This window comes from Streptomyces sp. NPDC048623 (genome assembly GCF_040650755.1).
GTDB lineage: Bacteria > Actinomycetota > Actinomycetes > Streptomycetales > Streptomycetaceae > Streptomyces.
Genome location: NZ_JBEZHV010000003.1, coordinates 365220 through 381007 on the forward strand (window position 1 = coordinate 365220; position 15788 = coordinate 381007).

A 15788-nucleotide genomic window follows, 5' to 3' on the forward strand; every position below is an offset into this window, starting at 1 on the left:
CTGTGGCTGTGACCTCTGCCCCCGCCAACCGCGCCGCCCCGCCACCGGACACACTCGCCCCGGGCCGGCGCCCCTCCCGGATCCTCGCGCTGCTGCGCGGCTGGATGACCCCGCAGACCCTGGTGGTCGGCGCGGCGATCGTCATCGTCGGATACATCGCCGTCGTGCCGCTCGGCTACCTGCTGCACGACACCTTCATCGACTCCGACGGCGTCGGCATATCCTTCGACGCCTTCGCCCGCGCCTACGGCGGCAACTCGCAGTCCGGCACCATGCTGTGGAACTCGCTGGTGTTCGCCTTCGGTTCGGCCCTGCTCTCGCTGGTCGTCGGCACCGCGCTCGCGTACGTGCAGGTGCGTACGGACACCCCGTTCAAGGGGCTGTTCTTCGCCGCCTCGATGGTGCCGCTGATCGTCCCGGGCATCCTGTACGCGACCTCGTGGATCTTCCTCGCCGACCCGGACACCGGGCTGGTCAACTCCCTGTTCTTCAAGCCGCTGTTCGGCACCTCGCCGATCGACGTCTACAGCGTCCCGGGCATGATCTGGGTCCAGGGCCTGCACCACGCCCCGGTCGCCTTCCTGCTCATGGTCTCGGCGTTCCGGGCCATGGACCCCTCCCTGGAGGAGTCGGCGGCGATGTCCGGCGCCGGCACCTGGACCGTGCTGCGCCGCATCACCGTGCCGCTGCTGCGCCCGGCGACCATCTCCGTGGCCCTGCTGATGTTCGTGCAGTCCCTGGAGAGCTTCGAGGTACCGGCCCTGCTCGGCCTGCAGAACGGCACCTACGTCTTCACCAGCCGTATCTACTTCGTCCTGCGCGCCTACCCCATCGACTACGGCGCCGCCGGCGCGTACGCCACGGGGCTCCTGCTGATCGCCGCCGTCGGCGTGCTGTTCACGCAGTGGCTGCAGCGCTCCTCGCGCAACTACCAGACGGTCACCGGCAAGGCCTTCCGGCCGCGCCCGGTCGACCTGGGCCGGGCCAAGCCGTGGGTCGGCGCCGGCGTCCTGCTGTACTTCGGGATCACGGTCGTGCTGCCGGTGGCGGTGCTGTTCTACGCCTCGCTGCTCAAGTTCTACGCGGCCCCGAGCGGCAAGACGCTGTCGAGCATGTCCCTGGCGAACTACGCCCGGGTGTTCGAGATGCCACAGGCCCTCGACGCCCTGAAGAACTCCATCATCGTGGGCGTGGGCGCGGCGACGGCGGTCATGCTCCTCACCTCGGTGGTCTCCTGGGTCGTCCTGCGCACCAAGGCCAAGGGACGCCAGGTCCTCGACGTCCTGGCCTTCACCCCGATCGTCATCCCCGGCCTGGTGCTCGGCCTCGCGCTCTCCTTCGTGTACCTGCGCATGCCGCTGCCCATCTACGGCACCCTGCTGATCCTGCTCATCTCGTACTGCACCCGCTATCTGCCGTACGGCATGCGCTACAGCACCTCGGCGATGTCCCAGATGTCGCCGGAGCTCGAGGAGTCCGCGCACGTGTCGGGCGCGTCCTGGTTCCAGACCTTCCGGCGCGTGCTGCTGCCGCTCATGAGCAGCGGTGTCCTCGCCGGCTGGGTCTACATCGTGGTCGTGTCCTTCCGCGAGCTGTCCTCCACGATCCTGCTCTACAGCCCCGGGACCGAGGTCATGTCGGTGCTCATGTGGGAGCAGTTCGAGAACGGTCAGTTCACCACCCTCGCCGCGCTCGGCGTGCTGATGGTGCTGCTGCTCTGCGTCCTCGTCGCCAGCGCCTACCGCTTCGGAGCCCGGTTCGGGCTGCAGGACGACTGACCGCGGGACGACTGACCGCGGGACGACCGACCCCGCCAGGATCCGGACTAAGGAACGAACCCATGCTGACCGTATCGTCCCTCAAGAAGAGCTACGAATCGCCCTCCAAGCGCAGGAAGCGTCGAGGGGGCGACGACACCCGCGCCTACGCCGTGGGCGGGATCGACTTCGAGATCCGGCAGGGCGAGCTGTTCACCCTGCTCGGCCCCTCGGGCTGCGGAAAGACCACCACCCTGCGCTCCATCGCGGGCCTGGAGAAGCCGACCGAGGGATCCATCACCCTCGGCGACCGGGTCCTGTTCGACGACAAGAAGGGCATCAACCTGCGGGCCAACTCGCGCGGGTTCGGCATGGTCTTCCAGTCGTACGCGATCTGGCCGCACATGACGGTGTTCAAGAACGTCTCCTTCCCGCTTGACGTGCTCCCCCGCGCCAAGCGGCCCGACCGCGCGGAGATCGAGCGGCGCGTGGCCGAGGTCCTCGACGTGATCGAGCTCGGCGCCTACTCCTCGCGGCCGGCCACCAAGCTCTCCGGTGGCCAGCAGCAGCGCCTGGCCCTGGGCCGCGCGCTCGTCACCCGCCCCGAGCTGATGCTGCTCGACGAGCCGCTGTCCAACCTGGACGCCAAGCTGCGCGAGTCCATGCGCTTCGAACTCAAGCGGCTGCAGCGTGAGTTGAACCTCACCGCGATCTATGTGACGCACGACCAGGCCGAGGCCCTCGTGATGTCCAACCGGATCGCCGTGATGAACCAGGGCCGCATCGAGCAGATCGGCAAGCCCCGGGAGATCTACACCAAGCCGGCCACCCGCTTCGTCGCCGAGTTCATCGGCACCTCCAACTTCCTGGAGGCCAGGGTCCGCGCGGTGCGCGGCGACGAGGTCGAGGTCGAGACCCCCCACGGCCGGCTGACCGCCCGCGGCGTGGAGAACGCGCCCGCGGTGGGATCCCCGGTGCTGCTGTCCATCCGGCCCGAGTCGGTCGACCTGACCCTCGAACCGCGCAGCGGCGTGCCCAACCAGTGGAGCGGCACCGTGGCCACCCGCGCCTTCCTCGGCGACACGGTCGACCACATCATCGACGTCGGCGGCGGCAAGGAGATCCGCAGCCGCTCCAACCCGAACGTCTCCGTCCCGGCGGGCGAGAGCGTCCACTTCACCGTCTCCCCCGACAAGGTCATCCTCGTCCCCGCCGAGTGAGACGTCCCGCAGCCCCCGACCTCTGAAAGGAGAGACGTGCGCGTACCCGAGGTGCTGCGTCACAGGGACTTCGATCTCTACTGGGGCGGAGTCGTCCTCTCCCAGATCGGGACACGGGGCGCCGTGGCCGCCAACCTCTACCAGGTGTACGAGCTCACCGGGTCCACCGCGCAGGTGGGCCTGGTGGGCCTGGCCCAGGCCGTGGCGCTCGTCGTCCTGTCCCCGCTGGGCGGCGTGTACGCGGACCGGCTCGACCGGCGGCGGCTGCTGCAGGCCTCGCAGGCCCTGGCGCTGCTCGTCTCGGCCGCCCTCGCGGCCGTCACCCTGGCCGGCCACGCCACGGTCTGGGCGGTGGTCCTGTCGTCGCTGCTCGCCACCGCCGCGGCCACCTTCGACCAGCCGGCCCGCCAGGCGCTCATCCCCGCGATGGTGCCGCGCGAGCACCTGGTCGACGCCTTCGCCCTGCTCAACCCCTCGCGCGAACTGGCCGTCCTGCTCGGTCCGGCGCTCGCGGGGCTGCTCATCGCGATCGGCGGCCCCGGCCTCGTGTACGCCTTCGACACCGTGACGTACGCGGTGCTCGTGGGGGTCCTGGCCCTGCTGCGCACCCCGGGCCTCAAGCCGCCGGACGGGGCGCGGCAGCCGGTGTGGCAGAGCATGCGCGAGGGCATGGCGTACGTGGTACGGCGTCCCGTGATCCGGCAGCTGATCGGTCTCGACCTGTCCGCCACGGTGTTCGGCGCCTACCGGGTGCTGCTGCCCGCCCTCGCCGCCGACGTCTGGCACACCGGAGCCACCGGGTACGGGCTGCTTTCGGCGGCTCCCTCGGCCGGCGCCCTGATCGGCTCGGTGTGGGTGTTCCGCCTGGTCCGCACCGCCCGCTCGGGACACGTCGTGCTGTACGGCACGGCGGCCTACGGGCTCGCCGTGGTGGGCCTCGCGCTCGCGCCCTCCCTCTGGCCGGCCCTCGTGATGGCCCTCGCGCTCGGCGCCGCCGACGCCGTCGCCACCACGGTGCGGCACGCGGCCGTCCAGCTGGAGACCCCCGACGAGCTGCGCGGCCGGGTCTCTGCGGGCTACCAGATCGCCTCCCGCGGCGGTCCCGCCGTCGGCGACTCCCTGATGGGTGTGGCCGCCGGGGTGCTCGGACCGGTCACCGCCCTCGCCGCGGGCGGCCTGGTACCCGCGCTCACCGCGGGGGCGAGCGCCCTGCGCAGCCGCACGATCCGCGAGTACGACGTGTCGCGCCCCGGGGCCACCGCGTAACCCCTCGTCTTTCCCGCCCGCCATCTTCCAGAACCCACTCATGCAGGAGGTTCGATGAGTACGCACACCACCACCGAAACCACCCACTACCACGTCCAGAAGCGCCGCCGCGCCAAGTTCCTCGAGGACTGGAGGGACAACCACCGCACCGTGGTCGGCCTCGCGGACGTGACGACGCACGAGACCGCCCGCGGCAGCAGGATCGGCGTCTACGTCGGCGCCGACGGCGACCGGCCCACCCGCACCATGGACGCCCTCGCCCATGAGATCGACCCCGGGGTGACCACCACGGTGCACCGCCACTCCTGGGACGCCATGGTCTTCGTCGTGGCCGGCCACGGCTGGACCGAGATCGACGGCAAGCGCATCGACTTCGGCCCCGGCGACTCGCTCCACCTGCCCTCCTGGGCCTGGCACCGCAGCGGCAACGACGGTGACGTCCCGGTGCGTTACCTGACCTTCTCCAGCCAGCCGATGCTGGAGACCATGGGCATGGCCGTCCTGGAGGACGCCGGACACACCCCCTTCGCCGAGCTGGCGCCCCGCCCGCCCTTCTCCCCCGGGATCGACGGCGCCGACCCGTACGCCAACCGGCTGCGCCGCCTGGCCAGGGAGCAGGAGCAGCGCCGCTCCGGCCGGCTGCACACCGACTGGGACGAACTGGAGCTGCGCAACACCCCGCGCGGCACCCGCACCACCTTCCTGCTCGACCGCGCCATCGGCTACCAGGCCTCCGGCATCACCATGGCGATGTTCGAGATCGGCCCGGGCCGGCAGCAGTCGATGCACCGCCACCCCGGCGAGGCCTGGCTGTACGTGGTCGAGGGCTCGGGCGAGAGCTACCTGGGCACCGAGCCGGAGGGCGGCAAGCGCCACCCGTGGAAGAAGGGCGACCTCATCGTCGTCGACCACTTCCTGTGGCACCAGCACATCAACACCGACCCGGACCACACGGCGAAGGTCGTGCGGATCCACATGTTCGACAGCCTCCTGGAGACCATGCGGGTGCTGTGCGACCCGCTGGTCCTGTTCGAGGAGCCGCCGACCCACATCCGTGACGCCCAGGCCGGCGACCCCTCGACCATCGAGTGGCCGGAGAACGACCGGCCCACCTGGCCGTAAGGAAGCAAGGAACCACGGAAGCAAGGAAGTACGGAAGGAGAAAGGCTCCTCATGAGCTCCCTGCCACACGGCGTTGCCGGAGTGCACGCCCTGCCCAGCGACCATCACGACGGTCCGTGGGACGCGGTGCTCATCGACCCGCGGGTCAAGGAGCGGCTGCTCGCGACCGCCGTCCTCGTGCTCCGGCACGGGCGGCGGCTCGCCGGCTCGGCCGTCGCCCCGCACGGCCTGATCGTCCTCGCCGGGCCGCCGGGCACCGGGAAGACGACGCTGGCCCAGGGCCTGGCCCAGGCCGCCGCCCGCGCCCTGGCCCCGCACGGGGCCACCACCCTGGTCGAGGTCGATCCGCACGCCTTTCCCAGCGAGCTGCTCGGCGAGAGCCAGCGTTCGGTGAGCCGGCTGTTCCGCGAGGACCTGCCGGAACTGGCCGCCCGCAGACCGCACACCGTGGTGCTCGTCGACGAGGTGGAGGCACTGGCCGTACGGCGGCAGAGCGCGTCCTTCGACACCAACCCCGTCGATGTGCACCGGGCCACCGACGCGGTGCTCAGCGGTCTCGACGCGCTGCGCGCCCAGCGGCCCGGCACCCTGCTGGTGGTGACGACGAACTTCGCCGACGCCGTCGACGAGGCCTTCCTGTCCCGCGCCGACCTGGTGATCCGCACCGAGCTGCCCCCGGCCGAGGTCACTCCGCTGATCGTGGCCGACTCGCTGCGCGAACTGGCCGCCCAGTGGCCCGAGTTGATCCCGCTCGCGAAGGACAGTGCGGTGCATGACGAGGTCGGGCGGCTGCTCGACGGAGTGGACGGCCGGCGGATCCGCAAGACCGTGCACGGGGCGCTCGCGCTCCGTCTCGCCACCGCCACCGACCCGGCCCTGCTGACGGCCGAGGACCTGGTGGAGGCCGCCCTGGAGACGGCCGCGCAGGTGACGGCCGACACCACCCACCGCGCCTGAGCATCACCGCGACGCCAAGGGCCCCGCATCCTGAGGATGCGGGGCCCTTCCCGTCGCCGTGGCCCTTCGGATCAGCCCTGGTACTCGGGAGCGTCCTCGAAGTAGTGGACCGTGTCGTAACCCAGGTGCTTGAAGACCCGGTTCTGCGCCGAGAACACCCTCAGCGGGGTGCCGTCCGCCGCGAACAGCTGGCAGATGTGGTTCTGCGGCACGTAGAGCGTGTCGCCCTTGGTGATCTCGTAGCGCTTGGGCTCCTTGGCGACGCGCGCGTAGTACTTCTCCGCGATCTCCGCCTCGACCTCCCACTGCAGCGCGTAGCCGCCGCCCTCGAGGACGTAGAAGACCTCGTCGGCCATCTTCCAGTACTTGCCCGAGCGGCTCCCCGCGGGGATGTCCAGCTCGTAGGCGTCGACGGAGAAGATGCGCCCGTCGGTCATCTCCGGCGAGGCCATCACCCGGGTGCGGCCCAGCGGGGTCGTCTCCCAGACGGTGTCCTTCGGGGTGATGACCTTCTTGCGGTCGAGCACGCCCGGTGTCCAGATCCGCGACCAGTCCTCGCGCTCGCCGAAGTCCTCGGGGCGGTCGATCGGGCCGGAACGGCCCTGCTGGATCAGGCCCATGAACATCCAGGTGCTCTTGGCCTTCACCACGAGCGCCACGGCCTTCTCGTCGTACGGATTGAAGTGCCGGTGCACCGAGTCCGTGTGGACGAAGACGAGGTCGTCCTTGGCCCAGTCGTAGCGCTGGTCGTCGTGGATCTCGTAACCGCGGCCTTCGAGGATGTAGAAGGCGGCCTCGTTCTGGTGCCCGTGGCCGTGGTTGCTCGACTCGGCGGGCAGCTCCACGAAGTGGACCTGGATGGTCTGGGTGAGGAAGTCCTCGTCACCCGGCCCCACCCGCCACCAGGTGCGCGACTTCGCACTGTCCCCGGAGTGTGCGACCTTCGCGTCGTCGACGACGACGGAATCGTCCCGGACCCGCTCGACAGCCAGCTGCTGCTCACGGAAATGGTTGAGGCCGTACGTCTCCGAGGTCATACCGCGGACGAAGACGCGTCCCTTCTTTGCCATGGATCCTCCTGTCGGAACAGCGGTGGTATCGGTCTAACCATAAGACCCATAGTCCGTCCCGCCAATCCCCCGGACGATGTTGACCACCCCGACCTCACGACCTAACGTCAGACCATTGATCCATCAGGGAGGGGAGCCCATGCAGCACATGCCGGAGCGGCGGCTGATCTCGGACGCCTGCCGCGTGCTGGCCGCCCGGGGCCTGGCCGACGGCATCCTCGGCCACATCAGCCTGCGCGTGGACGACACCACGCTGCTCGTGCGCTGCCGGGGGCCGCGGGAGCGCGGGCTGCGCTGGACCACGCCCGCCGACATCCGCCTGGTCGACCTGAACGGGCGGGCGGCCGCCCCCGGCGAGCTCGACGACTGGTCGGTGCCGAACGAACTCCCCCTGCACACCGAGGTCCTGCGCACCCGCCCGGACGTACGGGCCGTGGTGCACGCCCATCCGCCGGCCGTGGTCGCCGCGGACCTGGCCGGGCTCGCCCTCCGCCCGATCGTCGGAGCCTTCGACATCCCCGGCACCCGGCTCGCCGCCGGCGGAGTACCGGTCCACCCCCGCGGCGTGCTGATACGCGACCGGCGCCTCGCCCTGGAGATGGTGCGCGCCCTGGGTGAGCGCCCCGCCGTACTGCTGCGCGGGCACGGGCTGACCAGCACCGGCGGCAGCGTCCCCGAGGCCGTCCTGCGGGCGGTGTCCCTGGACATGCTCGCCCGGCTCTCCCTGGAGATCACCCAGGCCGGCGGCACCCTGCGCGACCTGCCCGAGGAGGATCTGGCCGAACTCCCCGACCTGGGCGGCTCCTTCCACCACGACACCGCCTGGCGCCACGAGCTGGCCCGGCTCGGCCCGGCGGCCGGACAGCTGTCGTGACCAGTCGTCAGGAGACCCGTCAGGAAACCCATCAGGAGCGCTGACAGGAGCGCCGTCAGGAGGAACCGCATGGCCAGGAAGGGCCGCCTCTTCTCGCCGATGCGACTGGACAAGCGGGAGGACGGGCGCCGGGGCGGGCGCGGGGGCGAGGGGGCGACCGGGCGCCGGTCGGTCCGGCGCCCTCCGCGCGACACCGTCGCCGCCGCGGGAAGCGCCGCCGTCTTCTCGTGCGCGCTGGGCCTGGCCTCGGTCGCGCTGCCCCTGCTGGCCCTCGACGCGGGCTACACCGGCGTCGAGGTCGGTGTCCTGACCGCCGTCTCGGGGGTGTCGCAGATGGCCACCCGCCTCGGGCTCGGCGTCCTGATGCGGCTGCTCCCCGACTGGACCCTGGTCGCCCTGGCGGCCGCCGTCCTCGCCGTGTCGAACGTCTTCGTGGTGGTCTCGGTGGCGGTCGTGCCGTTCGTGGTGGCGCAACTGCTCCAGGGAGTGGCGCGGGCCTGCTTCTGGACGGGCAGTCAGACCCATGTCGTACGCGGCGAGGGCTCGTCCGTCCGCGCCCTGGCGACGGTCAACTTCGTGTCCAACGCAGGCCTGCTGATCGGGCCGGTGCTCGCGGGCCTGCTGTCGGAGCGCAGTCCGTCGTACGCCCTCGGCGTCTGCGCGGTGATCGCGGCCGTCGCCGTCGTACCGGCCCTGTTCCTGGACCGGCTGCGGCCGTTCCGGCGGCCCGCCGACCGGCCCCCGGGCCGGATCTGGCGCCGGCCCGGAGTGTCCACCGGGTGCTGGGCGGGCGTGAGCGCGGGGGCGTGGCGCGGTCTTCTCGGCTCCTACGTCCCGGTGGTGCTGGTGCACGCCGGGCATGCCGCGGCCGTCGTGGGCACCCTCGTCTCGGTCGCCAACGCGACCTCGCTCGTCGGGTCGGCCGTCATCGGCCGGACCGGCCGGGCCGGCCTGGCGCGGGCCTTCGCCATCGGCACGATCGTCACCGGGGGCGCCCTGGCGCTGCTCGGCGTGCTTGCCGGTTCCGCCGTGGCCGCGGGCCTCGCGCTCGCCCTCTCGGGCGTCGGAGCCGGAGCCATCCAGACCCTCGGCCCGGCCATCGCCAGCGACGCGGTCCACCCCGAGGAGCGGGGCGAGGCGATCGCCGCGGCCGGAACCTTCCGTGCCGCCGCGCTGTTCGCGGTGCCGTTCGGTGCCGCCGGCCTGGTCGCCGTACTGCCCGTCTCCGTGACGCTGATGATCGCCGGGGCCGCGATCGCGGTGCCGGCGCTCACCGCCGGCCGCCTGCGCGAGCATCTGCGCGAGCACGTGAGCGAACCGCCGGCGGACGGAGCCGAACGTGCGTGACGGGATGGCCCGCACCCTGCGCTCGCTGTCCCACCGCGACTACCGCCTCTTCCTCACCGGCCACGCGGTGAGCGTGATCGGCACCTGGATGCAGCGCGTGGCCCAGGACTGGCTGGTGCTCGACCTCACCGACGACGCGGTCACGGTCGGCCTCGCCGCCGCGCTGCAGTTCCTGCCGGTGCTCCTGTTCGGGCTCTGGGGCGGCGTGCTTGTCGACCGGTGGGACCGCCGCCGGGTGCTCCTCGCCACGCAGGCGGCGAGCGGGGTGCTGGCCGCGGCGCTGGCCGTCGTCGTCCTCGCCGGGGCCGTCCGGCTCTGGATGGTCTTCGCGCTGGCCCTCGCGCTCGGGTTCGTCACCGTCCTCGACAACCCGGCGCGCCAGGCCTTCGTCGCCGAGCTCACGACCCCGGCCGACTACGTCAACGCCCAGGCGCTCGCCTCGACCGTGCACAACCTCGGCCGGCTGGTGGGTCCGGCGGTCGCCGGCGGGCTGATCGCCGCGGTCGGCCCCGGCTACGCGTTCGCGCTCAACGCCGTCTCCTTCGTACCGGTGCTCTGGGGACTGCTCCTCATCGACCCGCAGGCCACGCGTGAGCGTCTGGAGGCCGCCCGGACCGGTGCCGGCGGAGTCCGCGAGGGCCTGCGCTATGTGTTCACCCACCCCGAGCTGCGCGCCTGCATGCTGCTCATCGGCGTGGTCGCCCTGCTCGGGCAGAACTTCCGGGCGGTGCTGCCGGTGCTCGCCCGGGACACCTTCGACGGCGGCCCCGCGACCTACGGCTGGCTCACCTCGGCCCTCGGCGTCGGCGCGGTCGTGGGCGCCCTCGGCACCGCGGCGGCGCGACGCGTCACCAGCTGGGCGCTACTCCTCGCCGCGGTCGGCTTCGGCGCCGCGAACGCCCTCGTGGCGGCGGCCCCCTGGCTGGGGCTCGCCCTCACGGGGATGGTCGCGCTCGGCATCGCGAACCTCGCGTTCAACACCCTGGGCAAGAGCCTGCTCCAGCTCGGCACGGACCCGGGCATGCACGGCAGGGTGATGGCCCTGCACGGCCTGGTGGTCCTCGGCAGCACCCCCCTCGGCATGCCGCTCCTCGGCTGGATCTGCGACCTCTGGGGCGCTCGCGCCGGCATGGCCGTGGCGTCGTCGAGCGCGCTGCTCGCCGCCGCGGTCGTCCTCCCGCGCCTGAGGCGCCCGATCAGTCCCCCCGAGTGAGCGGCCGCCCGCCGCGACCCGAAGTGGCCGAGACGACCGCGCCGTGCGCGGACCGCAGGGTGGTCGCCGCCCCTGCGGGCCAGTGCCGGTGCAGGACGTCGATGTGGAAGTCGTGGGTGTGGTCCCGTCCGGTGCCCGCGAGGTGCGGGTGGTCACGGGGCAGTTCGGGGTGGGTGTGGGGCAGTTCGGCCGGGTCGGTGCGGGGCCACAGCCGTACGGCGACCACGGTGCCGGCGAGTGCGATCACCGCCAGGGCGCCGGCCGCGACGGCCAGGCTCGTCCGGGCGGCGAGCCATCCGGCCAGCGGGTAGGTGACGAGCCAGCAGGCGTGCGTCAGGGAGAACTGGGCGGCGAACACGGCCGGCAGGTCGGGCGTCGCCGCGGAGCGGCGGACCAGCCGGCCCCCGGGGGTGAGGATCGCCGAGGTCGCCGCCCCGATGAGCAGCCAGGCCGCCGCCAGCGCGGGCCACGCCCACGAGCTCCGCGCGAGCCCGGCCGCCAGACCGGTCGCGAAGAGCCCGAGCACACCGGTCATGGCGAAGGCCGCCGGCAGCATGAGGGCACGGTCCCCGACGCGGCCGAGCACGCGGGGCAGCAGAAGGGCCACGAGCATGGAGCCCGCCCCGTACGCGCCGAGGGCGAGCGACACGTCCCCGGCGGAGCGGCCCAGGGTGTCGCGGACGAGGACCACCGTGTTCACCAGGACCATGGCGCCCACGGCGGCCACGACGAGGTCGAGGGCGAGCAGGGCGCGCAGTCGCGGGGTGGCGAGGAAGAGGCGCGTCCCGAAGGCGGCCTTGGCTTGGACGCCGCCGGTGCGCTCGACCGGCCGGGGCCTGGGCAGCAGGACGGAGACGACCAGGACGCCGGAGGCGACGAAGCCCGCGGCGGTGCCGGTGAAGAGCCATCGGTAGGAGATCAGGGACAGGAGGGCCGCCGCGAGCGTCGGGCTGAAGAGGCTCTCCAGGTCGTACGCGAGCCGGGAGAGCGACAGCGCCCGCGTGTAGTCGCGTTCCTCGGGCAGCACCTCGGGGATGGTCGCCTGGAAGGTGGGGGTGAAGGCGGCGGAGGCGGCCTGGAGCAGGAAGATCAGCACGTACACCTGCCAGACCTGGGTCACGAACGGCAGGGTCAGTGCGACGCCGGCGCGGATCAGGTCCATGGACACCAGAAGTGCCCGCCGGGGTACGCGGTCCGCGAAGGCGCTGACGAGCGGCGCGATGCCGACGTAGGCGATCATCTTGACCGCCAGAGCCGTGCCGAGGACCGCCGACGCGTCGCCACCCGCGATGTCGTAGGCCAGCAGGCTCAGCGCCACGGTCGCCAGGCCGGTGCCGACGAGGGCGACAGCCTGGGCGGTGAAGAGGTGGCGGTAGGTGCGGTTCCTCAGGACGGACAGCATGCGGGGCATCCCTGGGTCGGCTACGGGCTCCTCCACCGTAGCCGACACGTGCACGATTGCGCACCTATTGACTTGTCGTGGGCATCGGACCCCACGCCGGACTCCGCGCCGGACTCCGGTCAGTCGTGCCAGGGCTCTCCCGTCACTTGGTGGTCGGCATGGCTGGCCGCCTCCACGACCATGCGCTTCATGTGCCCGTCCGGCAGGGAGTAGACCACACGGCGTCCCGCCTTGCGGGACTCCACCAGACCGCCCAGACGCAACTTGGCCAGATGCTGGCTCACCGCGGGCCTGGCGGCGCCGACCGCGTCGGCGAGGGCGGTCACGTCCGATTCTCCGCGCGACAGCAACCACACGAGATGCAACCGGGTGGGGTCGGCGAGCAGGGCGAAGACCCGCGCCGCCGCTGCCAGCTCGCGGGCCCCCGGCGCCTGCTGTTGCACACCGGTCGCAGATGAAAGGGTGTCGCTCGAAGACATGACGTCATCGTAGGCGTGCCCGGTCCCGCGGGTCAGAGGGCGCCGACGATGTCCTCGACGCGGGCCTTCGCGTCGCCGAAGAGCATCGACGTGTTGTCCTTGAAGAAGAGCGGGTTCTGCACGCCCGCGTAGCCGGAGGCCATCGAGCGCTTGAAGACGATGACCTTGTTCGCCTCCCAGACCGTGAGGACCGGCATGCCGGCGAGCGGGCTCGACGGGTCCTCGGCACCGGCCGGGTTGACGGTGTCGTTGGCTCCGATGACGAGGACGACATCGGTCTCGGAGAAGTCCTCGTTGATCTCGTCCATTTCGAGGACGATGTCGTACGGCACCTTCGCCTCCGCCAGGAGCACGTTCATGTGGCCCGGCAGGCGGCCCGCGACGGGGTGGATGCCGAACCGTACGTCGACGCCCTTGGCGCGCAGCTTCGAGGTGAGTTCGGCGACCGGGTACTGGGCCTGGGCGACCGCCATGCCGTAGCCGGGAGTGATGACCACCGACCGGGCGGAGCCGAGGAGTTCGGCGGCGCTCTCCGCCGTGATCTCCTGGTGCTCGCCGTAGTCGACGTCGGAACCGGAGGGCGCCTCGATGCCGAAGCCGCCGGCGATCACCGAGAAGAAGGAGCGGTTCATCGCCTTGCACATGATGTACGACAGGTAGGCGCCGGAGGAGCCGACCAGGGCGCCGGTGACAATCAGCAGGTCGTTGCCGAGGAGGAAGCCGGAGGCCGCGGCGGCCCAGCCGGAGTAGCTGTTCAGCATCGAGACCACGACCGGCATGTCACCGCCGCCGATCGAGGCGACGAGGTGCCAGCCGAGGGCGAGGGCGAGGACCGTCACGGCGGTGAGCAGCCACAGCTCCGGAGTGATGACGAACCACACCGTCAGGGCGAGGAACGCGCCGACCGCGCCGAGGTTGAGGGCGTTCTTGCCGGGGAGCATCAGCGGCTTGGAGCTGATCTTCGCGGAGAGCTTGAGGTACGCCACGATGGAGCCGGTGAAGGTCACGGCGCCGATGAACAGTCCGATGAAGACCTCGGCGTGATGGATGCCGAGCGTCCCGAGCGCGTCCAGGGCCTTCGCCTCGTGGCCCTCGGGGTCGTGCTCGACGTTCAGGAAGCCGTTCCAGCTGACGAGGACGGCGGCCAGACCGACGAAGGAGTGCAGCAGCGCGATGAGTTCGGGCATGCCGGTCATCTCGACGCCGCGGGCCCGCTGGATTCCGATCAGCGCGCCGGCCAGCATCGCCGCGGCCATCAGGCCGAGGCCGGCGGTGCTGATGTCGCCGTCGATCGCGAGCACGATCGTCGCGACGAGCGCGACGCCCATGCCGAGCATGCCGAAGGCGTTGCCGAGCCGGGCCGACTCGTGCTTGGAGAGCCCGGCCAGGGCCAGGATGAACAGCAGCGCGGCAACGAGGTAGGCCGCCTGGGCGGCGAGGGTCGCAGTCATCTCAGTCAGCTCCGGTTGAACATGGCGAGCATGCGACGCGTCACCGCGAAGCCGCCGAAGACATTGATACTGGCCAGCAGGATCGCGACACAGGACAGGACGGTCACCGTCGCACTCGTGTGGCCGATCTGCAGGAGCGCGCCGACGACGATGATCCCGGAGATCGCGTTCGTCACCGACATCAGCGGGGTGTGCAGGGCATGGTGGACGTGCCCGATCACGTAGTAGCCGATCACGATCGCAAGGACGAAGACCGTGACGTGCGGCAGCAGGGCCGCCGGCGCGAAGGCCGCGAGGAGGAACAGCGCCAGGGCGCCGAGGGCCACTCCGCCGAACTTCTGCCCCGTCGTCATCGGCGCCTTCTTCGGCGCCGGTTCCGCGGCGGGCGCCGCGGCGGCCGGTGCCGGGGCCGCCGAGACCTGGACCGGCGGGGGCGGCCACGCCGACTCGCCCTTGCGGACCACGGTGATCGAGCGCTGGACCGGGTCGTCCCAGTCGAGGACCAGCGACCCGTCCTTGTCCGGCGTCATCAGCTTCAGCAGGTTCACCAGGTTGGTGCCGTACAGCTGGGAGGCCTGGGCCGGCAGCCGGCCCGCCAGGTCGGTGTAGCCGATGATCGTCACGCCGTTCTCCGTGACGGTCTTCTCCCCCTTCACCGTGCCCACCACGTTGCCGCCGTTCGCGGCCGCCATGTCCACGATGACGGACCCCGGCTTCATGCTCGCCACCATCTCCGCGGTGACCAGCGTCGGCGCCGGACGGCCCGGGATCAGCGCCGTGGTGACGACGATGTCGACCTCGCGGCACTGCGCGGCGTAAAGCTCGACCTCGCGCGCCTTGTAGTCCTCGCCCATCTCCTTGGCGTAACCGGTCTTCGAGACCTCCACCTCCGGGGACTCGATCGACAGGTACTCGCCGCCCAACGAGCGGACCTGGTCGGCCACCTCGGGCCGCGGGTCGGTCGCCCGTACGATCGCGCCGAGCGAGCCGGCCGTGCCGATGGCCGCCAGACCGGCGACGCCCGCGCCCGCGACGAGCACCTTCGCCGGCGGCACCTTGCCCGCCGCCGTCACCTGACCGGTGAAGAAGCGCCCGAACTCGTGCGCCGCCTCCACCACGGCCCGATAGCCCGCGATGTTCGCCATCGACGACAGCACGTCCATCGACTGCGCCCGGCTGATGCGCGGCACGGCGTCCATCGAGAGGGCGGTGAACGGCCGCCGGCCCAGCTCCTCGACCATCGCCGGGTCGAAGGCGGGCGCGAACAGGGCGATCACCGTCGCCTCGGCCCGTACCCCGTCCAGCTGCGCGGGGCTTGGGGCGTTGACGCCGAGGACCACGTCGGCGGCCGTCGCGTCGCCGATGCGCGCCCCGGCGGCCTCGTAGGCGCTGTCGGTGAAGCCCGCGGCGACACCCGCGCCGGAGTCGACGACGACGTCGTACCCCAGTTTGCGGATCGGCTCGATCGTGGCCGGCGTGGCCGAGACACGATGCTCACCTGCCCGCGCTTCCTTGAGGACTCCGACAATCACGAGTGTGCTCCGTTCGCTGGAGGTGCCGTCGACGGTCTGCAAACGTCCCCGACCACGATTCGGGTTCTGAGTCCGACCAGAATCGGGCCGCCACCACC

13 protein-coding genes are annotated in these 15788 nt (G+C 71.7%); 8 read left to right on the plus strand and 5 right to left on the minus strand.

Features of this window, described 5'->3' with window-relative positions; translation table 11 throughout:
• Positions 1–2: 2 nt before the first annotated feature.
• From AB0C73_RS06845 to AB0C73_RS06865, 5 genes are all read left to right on the plus strand, one after another.
• Complete coding sequence (locus tag AB0C73_RS06845) at positions 3–1778, plus strand: iron ABC transporter permease (protein ID WP_362525458.1); 1776 nt, start codon at positions 3–5, stop codon at positions 1776–1778.
• Between the two features lie 62 nt (positions 1779–1840).
• Positions 1841–2977 (plus strand): ABC transporter ATP-binding protein, encoded by a 1137-nt coding sequence (locus tag AB0C73_RS06850; protein WP_362525460.1) that lies wholly within the window; start codon positions 1841–1843, stop codon positions 2975–2977.
• A 36-nt stretch (positions 2978–3013) separates the two neighbouring features.
• Complete coding sequence (locus AB0C73_RS06855; RefSeq protein ID WP_362525462.1) at positions 3014–4243, plus strand: MFS transporter; 1230 nt, start codon at positions 3014–3016, stop codon at positions 4241–4243.
• A 54-nt stretch (positions 4244–4297) separates the two neighbouring features.
• Complete coding sequence (locus AB0C73_RS06860) at positions 4298–5365, plus strand: cupin domain-containing protein (protein ID WP_362525465.1); 1068 nt, start codon at positions 4298–4300, stop codon at positions 5363–5365.
• 51 nt (positions 5366–5416) lie between these two features.
• Entirely contained in the window at positions 5417–6322 is a 906-nt protein-coding gene (locus tag AB0C73_RS06865; protein WP_362525467.1) for an AAA family ATPase, read from the plus strand.
• A 71-nt stretch (positions 6323–6393) separates the two neighbouring features.
• Here the strand turns inward: AB0C73_RS06865 and AB0C73_RS06870 are convergent, their stop codons facing one another.
• Positions 6394–7392, minus strand: coding sequence for a cupin domain-containing protein (locus AB0C73_RS06870; protein ID WP_362525469.1), 999 nt, complete (start codon positions 7390–7392; stop codon positions 6394–6396).
• A gap of 139 nt (positions 7393–7531) precedes the next feature.
• Between AB0C73_RS06870 and AB0C73_RS06875 the strand changes: the two genes are divergently transcribed.
• The 3 genes from AB0C73_RS06875 to AB0C73_RS06885 all read left to right on the plus strand — a co-directional run bounded on the left by AB0C73_RS06875 (position 7532) and on the right by AB0C73_RS06885 (position 10826).
• Entirely contained in the window at positions 7532–8266 is a 735-nt protein-coding gene (locus tag AB0C73_RS06875; RefSeq protein ID WP_362525471.1) for a class II aldolase/adducin family protein, read from the plus strand.
• A 69-nt stretch (positions 8267–8335) separates the two neighbouring features.
• The gene (locus tag AB0C73_RS06880; RefSeq protein ID WP_362525474.1) at positions 8336–9613 is read left to right on the plus strand and encodes an MFS transporter; all 1278 of its coding nucleotides are present in this window, start codon (positions 8336–8338) and stop codon (positions 9611–9613) included.
• A complete protein-coding gene (locus tag AB0C73_RS06885) occupies positions 9606–10826 on the plus strand; it encodes an MFS transporter (RefSeq protein WP_362525476.1) in 1221 nt (406 codons plus the stop codon). The genes AB0C73_RS06880 and AB0C73_RS06885 overlap by 8 nt, the downstream gene beginning before the upstream one ends.
• On the opposite strand, the gene AB0C73_RS06890 is transcribed toward AB0C73_RS06885, so the two are convergent.
• The 4 genes from AB0C73_RS06890 to AB0C73_RS06905 form a co-directional block, all read right to left on the minus strand.
• Positions 10810–12228, minus strand: coding sequence for an MFS transporter (locus tag AB0C73_RS06890; protein ID WP_362525478.1), 1419 nt, complete (start codon positions 12226–12228; stop codon positions 10810–10812). The genes AB0C73_RS06885 and AB0C73_RS06890 overlap by 17 nt on opposite strands.
• 119 nt (positions 12229–12347) lie before the next feature.
• Positions 12348–12707: a metalloregulator ArsR/SmtB family transcription factor gene (locus tag AB0C73_RS06895; RefSeq protein ID WP_362525480.1), complete on the minus strand. Its 360-nt coding sequence runs from the start codon at positions 12705–12707 to the stop codon at positions 12348–12350.
• A 32-nt stretch (positions 12708–12739) separates the two neighbouring features.
• Entirely contained in the window at positions 12740–14158 is a 1419-nt protein-coding gene (pntB, locus tag AB0C73_RS06900; protein ID WP_362525482.1) for a Re/Si-specific NAD(P)(+) transhydrogenase subunit beta, read from the minus strand.
• Positions 14159–14163: 5 nt separating this feature from the next.
• Complete coding sequence (locus AB0C73_RS06905) at positions 14164–15690, minus strand: Re/Si-specific NAD(P)(+) transhydrogenase subunit alpha (protein ID WP_362525484.1); 1527 nt, start codon at positions 15688–15690, stop codon at positions 14164–14166.
• Positions 15691–15788 lie beyond the last annotated feature (98 nt).